The sequence below is a fragment of the Micromonospora globispora genome (assembly GCF_003857015.1).
Classification (GTDB): Bacteria; Actinomycetota; Actinomycetes; order Mycobacteriales; family Micromonosporaceae; genus Micromonospora; species Micromonospora globispora.
In genome coordinates this window covers 1-7,441 of record NZ_QGGF01000739.1, presented here as the reverse complement: position 1 = coordinate 7,441, position 7,441 = coordinate 1, and the positions used below count along the sequence as shown (strand labels likewise).

Here is a 7,441-nt window from a genome sequence, read left to right as displayed (position 1 = left end):
GCAGCGTGGCGACCGGCACGGAGATCGTCGAGCACCTCGCCCCGATCTTCGCCGACCACCCCACCGCCGCGTACGTGGCCAAGGTGCGCGGCGTACGGCTGCTCGGCCCCACCACCGCCCTGCTGCGCGCGATCGTCGGCATGATCCCGCCCGGGGCGGGCGACGTGAACCCCGCCGCGAACGCCCACCAGACCCTCCTCGCCGAGGAAGCGGCGGGTACCTGGCGGATCGTGCTCTTCCAGAACACTCCCGCCCAGTACCACGGGCGGCCGCACCTCGTCGAGCAGCACACCGCCGAACTCCGGCCGCTGCTGGCCCCGGACCGATGACGCCGGCGAGCCTCAGCGCGGCCCGGGCACCTCGGTCCCGGCGTCACCCCGGCCCGCCGCGCCCGCCGTGGCCGGGGCGTACGCCTGCTGCGGCAGGCGGTACGCGAGATCGGCGGCCGTCTCGACGGCCTCCTCCTCGGAGAGCCGGTGCTCGACCACGAGGCGGGCCAGGTAGCCCGCGTCGATCCGCCGGGCGAGATCGTGGCGCGCCGGGATGGAGAGGAACGCCCGGGTGTCGTCGACGAAGCCGGAGGTGTTGTAGAAGCCTGCGGTCTCGGTCACCAGTTCCCGGAAGCGGCGCATCCCGTCCGGGCTGTCGAGGAACCACCACGGCGCCCCGAGCCGGACGGAGGGGTAGACCCCGGCGATCGGGGCGAGCTCACGGGAGTAGACGGACTCGTCGACCGTGAAGAGCACGAGGCGGAAGTTCGGGTCGCGGCCGAACGCGTTGAGCATCGGCCGGAGCGCCCGGGTGAACTCGGCGGTGACCGGGATGTCGAATCCACGGTCGGAGCCGAACGCGGCGTGGATGGCGTCGTCGTGGTCCCGCAGCACGCCCGGGTGGATCTGCATGACCAGTCCGTCGTCACAGGACATCCGGGCCATCTCGAAAAGCAGGTGCCCGGCGAAGGCCGCGGCCGCCTCGGCGCTCACCCCGCCCTGGCACGCCTCGCAGTAGATCCGCCTCGCCTCGGCCGGCGGCAGGGGCTCGGCGGCGGCGGTGAGGTGGCCGTGGTCGGTGGCCCGCGCCCCGGCCAGCACGAAGGCCTCCCGTCGGCTGCGCAGTGCGGCGAGGAAACCGTCGTAGTCTCCGGTGTCCACTCCGGAGATCTCCTGGAGCTGACGCACCCGCCCGGCCCAGCCGCCGGCGTTGACGTGGGTCAGCGCGTCCGGACGGAACGTCGGTATCACCCGTGCGCCGAACCCGGCGGCCGCGAGCCGGGCGTGGTCGTCGAGCGTCGAGGTGGCCGGATCGGTGGTGGAGATCAGCTCGATGTTGAAGGTGTCGAGCAGCGCCCGCGGCCGGAAGCCCGGTTCGGCCAGGCGGGCCTGGATGAGGTCGTAGAGCAGGTCGGCGGTGTCCGGGCCCGGAGCAATGTCGATCTTGAGGACCTCGGCGATCTCGTGTTCCAGCCAGTAGCGGCTGGGGGTGCCGCGGAAGAGGTGCCAGTGGGCGCAGAAGCGCCGCCAGATCTGCCGGGGGTCCGTCTCGACCGCCTCGCCGTCGACCCTGGGGACACCGAGGTCGGCCAGCGGCACGCCCTGGGACATCAGCATCCGGGTCACGTAGTGGTCGGGGACGACCAGCAGGTGGGCCGGATCGGAGAAGCCCTCGTCGTCGGCGAACACCGCCGCCTCGACGTGCCCGTGCATGCAGAGCAGCGGCAGTCCCTTGGTCGACTGGTAGATCCGGCGGGCGACGGCGCGGATGTCGTCTCCGGCGGGCAGGGCTCGGTCGGGATGCAGACGCAACTGGGCCACGCGACTCTCCTTGGCGCCTAGGGCGGAACAACTCTGCAAAGGATTGCATCCGGGCCGATCGCCTTCAAGAGGCGGTGGCATCAGCTCCCGGAAACATCCATGCAATCCAGTATTGACACAAGACTGCAATCGGTTTCAGACTTCGAATCACGCCGGTCACGGACCAGGGAGAAGGTGAGCCGTGCGAGCGACGATCCGCGAGGTGGCCCGCGAGGCGGGTGTCTCGGCATCGACGGTGTCCCGCGCGTTGTCGACGCCCGACATGGTCAACGCCACCACCCGGGAACGGGTCCTGCGGGCGGCGGAGCGACTCGGGTACGCACCCAACCGCGCCGCCCGCGGTCTGATCACCGGCCGGACCGGGAACCTCGGGCTCATCGTCCCGGACCTCACCAACCCGTTCTTCCCCAGCGTGGTGAAGGGCGTGCAGGCCAAGGCGCGGGAGGCGGACTACGCCGTCTTCCTCGCCGACACCGACGAGGACCCGGCCGCCGAGGTGGGTCTGGTGCGGGCCCTCGCGAAGCAGGTGGACGGGCTCATCCTCTGCTCCCCCCGGACCCGGGAGGAGGAGATCCGCGAGCTGACCGCCCACACGACCCTCGTCATGGTCAACCGCCGCTTCGGCACCATCCCGTCCGTCGTCTTCGACAACGCCGACGGCATGCGGCAGGCGATCGCCCATCTGCAGGCCCTCGGCCACCGGCGGGTGGCCTGGGTCGGCGGGCCGCGTACCTCATGGTCCACCCGGGACCGGGTCCGTGGCCTCCGCGCCGCCAGCAGCGCCGCCGGCATGGAACTCTTCGTGGCCGGTCACTTCCCGCCCTACTTCGAGGGCGGGGTGGCCGCGGCAGACCTGATCATCGCCTCCGGCGTCACGTCGGTCATCGCCTACAACGACGTCATGGCGCTCGGTCTGCTCAGCCGACTGCGGGACCGGGGCGTCGACGTACCGCAGGACATCAGCGTGATCGGCATCGACGACATCCAGATGTCCGCCATGTCCTCGCCGGCGCTGACCACCGTCTCCCTCGCCAAGGACCAGGCGGGACGGGCGGCGGTCGACCTGCTGCTCACCCTGCTGCTTCAGCCCGACAGCGTGCGCAACACACGCCGCGAGCTGCCGACCCAACTTCTCGTGCGCGGCTCCACGGGGGTCGCGCGGACCACCTGACCACCACCCCCGACCGCAGGCCACGGCCTCGTAGGTCGGTGACCGAGAAAGGGACCTTTCCATGGGCATTACCCGGCGGAGCGCCCTGATCGCCGCAGCATCGTCCGTAATCACCTTCGCCGCCGCCTGCGGGGCGCCGAGCAGCCCCGGCGGGGACAGCAGCGACAGCAGCGGCCCGGTGCCCGAGAAGCCGAAGAAGGCCGTCACGCTCAACGTCCTCGACGTGGCCGGCAACCTCCAGCTGACCCAGGGCATGATCGACGAGTTCGTGCAGAAGAACCCGGACATCATCTCCCGGGTCACCTACTCCAAGTCCCCTGCCCCCGAGCTGGCCGGCAAGATCAAGGCCCAGCAGAGCGCCGGACGCGTCGACATCGGACTGGTCCTCACCGGGGTGGACGGCCTCGCGGCCGGCATCGACCAGAACCTGTGGATGGACCTGCTGCCCACGTACGCGGACCGGCTGCCGGGCATGAAGGACTACCAGGAACCCGCCGCGGCCATGCAGAAACTCGCCGGCAACGCGGGCGTGACGGTCACCTACTACCCGTCCGGCCCGCTGCTGGAGTACCTGCCGGCGAAGGTGTCCAACCCGCCGACCAGCGCCGAGCAGCTCCTCGCCTACGCCAAGGCGCACCCGGGCAAGGTCCAGTACGCCCGCCCGTCGAACTCCGGGCCCGGGCGCACCTTCCTGATGGGCCTGCCCTACATCCTCGGCGACAAGGACCCCAAGGACCCGGTCAACGGCTGGGACAAGACCTGGGCCTACCTGAAGGAGCTCAACCAGTACGTCGAGTACTACCCGAGCGGCACGACCGAGACGATGAAGAACCTCGCCAACGGGTCCGTCGACGTGATCGCCTCGACCACCGGGTGGGACATCAACCCGCGGGTGCTCGGCACGGTGCCCAAGGAGGCGAAGATCAGCTCGCTGCAGGGCTTCCACTGGGTGACCGACGCGCACTACGCCGTCATTCCGAAGGGTGCCTCCACCGACACCCAGGCCGCCGTGCTGGCCCTGCTGAAGTTCATGCTCACCGCCGAGCAGCAGGCCAAGGCGTTCGACCAGGGCTACTTCTACCCCGGGCCGGCGGTGAAGGGCGTCGACCTGTCGATGGCGCCGCAGAAGAGCCAGGACGCCATCAAGGAGTTCGGCCGGCCGGAGTACGACGCGCTCATCGCCGACAACCCGACCGAGGTGCCGCTGGACGCCAAGGCGCTCGTCGCGGCGTTCGACCGCTGGGACCGGGAGATCGGCAGTGGAAAGGTGAAGCAGGGATGAGCCCGGCCACGTCAGGCTTCTCCGAGCTGCGGCTCGACGGCGTGTCCCGCCGCTTCGGGAGCCAGGACGCGCTCAGCGACCTCGATCTGACCATCCGGGCGGGCGAGTTCATCGCCCTGCTCGGGCCCTCGGGATGCGGCAAGTCGACCGCACTGAACTGTCTCGCCGGACTGCTGCCGCTGACCGCGGGCAGCATCTGGCAGGACGAGCGGCGGGTCGACACCCTGCCGCCGGAGCGCCGCGGGTTCGGGATGGTCTTCCAGAGCTACGCGCTGTTCCCGCACATGTCCGTCCGCGCCAACGTCGCGTTCGGACTGCGGATGCGGCGGCTGCCGAAGGACGAGATCCGCCGACGCACCGCGGAGGCGATCCGCCTCGTCCGGCTGGAGGAGCACGCCGACAAGCTGCCCGGCCAGCTCTCCGGCGGACAGCAGCAGCGGGTGGCGATCGCCCGGGCGGTCGTGCTCGAACCTTCGCTGGTGCTGATGGACGAGCCGTTGAGCAACCTCGACGCCAAGCTCCGGCTGGAGATGCGTACCGAGATCCGCCGGCTGCACCAGTCGCTGGGGCTGACCACGGTCTACGTGACGCACGACCAGGAGGAGGCGTTGTCCCTGGCCGACCGCCTCGTCGTGCTGCGCGGCGGTCGGGTGCAGCAGATCGGTTCGCCGCAGGAGCTGCACACCCGACCGGGCAACTGGCACGTCGCGGACTTCATGGGCTACCGGAACCTCTGGCCGATGCGGGCCCGGTCGGTCGAGGACGGGCTGGTCACCGTGGAGGCCGACGGACTGCGGCTGGTCGGCGACCCGGTCGGGCGGATCGCCCCGGGCGACGCCGTCATCGCCGGCGTACGGCCGGAGGACGTCCGGGTGGACGCACCGGGCGCGCCGAACGGGGTGCCCGCCGAGATCGAGGTGGTCGAGTACCAGGGCCGGGAGCTGGCTGCGGAGGCCCGCACCGCCTCCGGTGTACAGGTGCACGTCCGCACCGAGCAGCGGGTCGCGCCCGGCGACCGGGTCACGTTGAGCGTGACACCGCAGCGGCTGCTCGTCTTCCCGGCCGACGCGGACGAGCAACCCGCCGCCGCCCCTGGTGACCCGGTGGACGCGGTGGTGGAGGAACCGGGGCTGGTCGGATGAGCACCACGGCAACGCGGCCGGCGCGTCCCGCCGGCGCGCCGCAATCCCCTCGGGCGCACTGGCGGCACCGCCTCGCCGAACGCGGCGTGGACCAGCAGTTGTGGCTGCTCGCGCCCGCGGTGCTCTTCGTCGTCCTGCTCTTCCTGTACCCGTTCTTCTACGGGCTGGGCCTCTCCTTCCAACCCACCGAGGGTGGCCCGCTCAGCGACTACGCCCGCTTCTTCGGCGACGCCTACCAGCGGGACACCATGTGGATCACGCTGGGCATCGCCCTGCCGGCGGCACTGCTCAACGTGCTGGCCGCGGTGCCCATCGCGTACCGGATGCGGGGACGGTTCCGCGGCAAGCGGCTGGTCACCATCCTGCTGGTCGTACCCATCACGCTCGGGACCGTGCTCACCGCCCAAGGCCTGCTCAACTTCCTCGGCCCCACCGGCTGGTTCAACCGGATCCTGATGGCGCTGCACCTCACCGACGAGCCGGTACGGCTGGTGCACAACTACTGGGGCGTCTTCTTCTCGCTGATCATCACCGGTTTCCCGTTCGCCTTCCTGCTCGTGCTCTCCTACCTCACCGGCATCGACCCCACCCTGGAGCGGGCGGCGGCTACGCTGGGCGCGGGCTGGTGGCAGCGGTTCCGCATGGTCACCCTGCCGCTGCTGATGCCGGGGCTGGCGACGACCTTCTGCCTGACGTTCGTCCTGGCGTTCAGCGTGTTTCCGTCCGCCGTGCTCGTCGGCAACCCCGCCGGCGAGACCCGGGTCATCTCCATCGCCGCGTACCAGGCGGCCTACGAGCAGTACGACTACCCGTACGCGTCCGCGATCGCCATGGTCATGGGGCTGATCGAGCTGGTCGTCATCTCGGTGGTGCTGCTCGCCCGTACGCGCTTCTACACCGGATCGACGGGGGGTAAGGGCTGATGAGCACGGTCACCGAAGTCCACCCCGGTGGCGCGACGGACACCCGCGAGGCGCGACCGAGACGGCGCTTGGTCGCCCGCCCGGCCGCATGGCTGGTCTGGGGCGTGGTCGTCTTCTTCTTCCTCAACCTCCTCGGCGTGGTCGGATCCGTCCTGGTCAGTTCCTTCGGCCAGCGGTGGTTCGACACCTGGCTCCCCGACGGCTTCACCAGTAAGTGGTACGGCGAGGCGTGGAACGAGTTCGCCCTGTTCGACGTCATCGTGGTCACCCTGCAGGTCTCCCTGCTGGTGGTGGCGCTCTCGCTGCTGGTCGGGGTCCCCGCGGCGTACGTTCTGGCCCGCCGGAACTTCCCCGGCAAACGGCTGGCCTACCTGGTCTTCCTGCTGCCGATCCTGATGCCGCCGATCACCTACGGCATTCCGCTCGCGACGGTGCTCTACAAGTTCGGCCTGGCCGGTCATCTCTCCGGCGTCGTGCTGGCGAACCTCGTGCCGTCGGTGCCATTCGTGATCCTCACGATGACGCCCTTCATCGAGCAGATCGACCCACGGATCGAGAGCGCCGCCCGGATGTGCGGAGCCGGACTGCGGTCGGTCTTCCTCCGGGTGCTGGCACCGTTGCTGCTGCCCGGAATGCTGGCCTCGGCCATCCTCGTCCTGGTCCGGACGGTGGGCATGTTCGAACTCACCTTCCTCACCGCCGGCCCGGATTCGCAGACCCTTGTCGTCGCGCTCTACTACTCGATGTCCGCGGCGGGCATCCGCGCCCAGCAGTCGGTGGACGCCATGGCCATCATCTACACCACGATGATGCTGGTGCTGCTCGTGATCAGCCTCCGGTACGTCAACCCGACCCAGCTGGTCGCCCGGGTAAAGGAGGACCCGGACGCATGAGCGGCGTGATCGATCGGCTGCGCCGGCAGCGGGTCCTCCCGGTGCTGCGCCTGCCGTCGGCGGCAGAGGCGACCGCCGCCGCCACGGCGATGTTCGGACACGGTCTGGAGGTGGTCGAGCTGACCGCCACGACCCCGGACTGGGCGACGGCCCTGCGGGACGCGCGCCGCGAGGCGCCGCAGGGCGGGCTGGTCGGCCTCGGCACCGTGACCAGCGGAG

General features: G+C 70.5%; 7 protein-coding genes and 1 pseudogene. 7 read left to right on the top strand and 1 reads right to left on the bottom strand.

Annotated features, from left to right (window positions below; translation table 11 throughout):
* Positions 1-329 (top strand): SgcJ/EcaC family oxidoreductase (locus DKL51_RS33110; protein WP_124813222.1); only part of this gene is annotated, 329 nt, incomplete at its 5' end.
* 12 nt (positions 330-341) lie between these two features.
* Here DKL51_RS33110 and uxaC read toward each other — a convergent pair.
* A complete protein-coding gene (gene uxaC, locus DKL51_RS33105; RefSeq protein ID WP_243420713.1) occupies positions 342-1,811 on the bottom strand; it encodes a glucuronate isomerase in 1,470 nt (489 codons plus the stop codon).
* Between the two features lie 181 nt (positions 1,812-1,992).
* Here uxaC and DKL51_RS33100 point away from each other — a divergent pair, with 181 nt between their 5' ends.
* The 6 genes and pseudogenes from DKL51_RS33100 to DKL51_RS33075 all read left to right on the top strand — a co-directional run.
* Positions 1,993-2,982 carry a LacI family DNA-binding transcriptional regulator gene (locus tag DKL51_RS33100; protein ID WP_109965253.1) on the top strand — a complete coding sequence of 330 codons (990 nt, stop codon included), beginning with the start codon at positions 1,993-1,995 and terminating at the stop codon, positions 2,980-2,982.
* A 61-nt stretch (positions 2,983-3,043) separates the two neighbouring features.
* On the top strand, positions 3,044-4,264 hold the full coding sequence (locus DKL51_RS33095) for an extracellular solute-binding protein (RefSeq protein ID WP_109965252.1): 1,221 nt from the start codon (positions 3,044-3,046) through the stop codon (positions 4,262-4,264).
* Positions 4,261-5,406 (top strand): ABC transporter ATP-binding protein, encoded by a 1,146-nt coding sequence (locus DKL51_RS33090; protein WP_109965251.1) that lies wholly within the window; start codon positions 4,261-4,263, stop codon positions 5,404-5,406. The genes DKL51_RS33095 and DKL51_RS33090 overlap by 4 nt, the downstream gene beginning before the upstream one ends.
* Positions 5,403-6,329: an ABC transporter permease gene (locus tag DKL51_RS33085; protein WP_109943944.1), complete on the top strand. Its 927-nt coding sequence runs from the start codon at positions 5,403-5,405 to the stop codon at positions 6,327-6,329. The genes DKL51_RS33090 and DKL51_RS33085 overlap by 4 nt, the downstream gene beginning before the upstream one ends.
* Positions 6,329-7,222 (top strand): ABC transporter permease, encoded by an 894-nt coding sequence (locus tag DKL51_RS33080; RefSeq protein WP_109965250.1) that lies wholly within the window; start codon positions 6,329-6,331, stop codon positions 7,220-7,222. Before DKL51_RS33085 ends, DKL51_RS33080 begins: the two co-directional genes overlap by 1 nt.
* A pseudogene (locus DKL51_RS33075) lies at positions 7,219-7,441 on the top strand (aldolase); the annotation flags it as partial. The gene DKL51_RS33080 and the pseudogene DKL51_RS33075, both read left to right, overlap by 4 nt.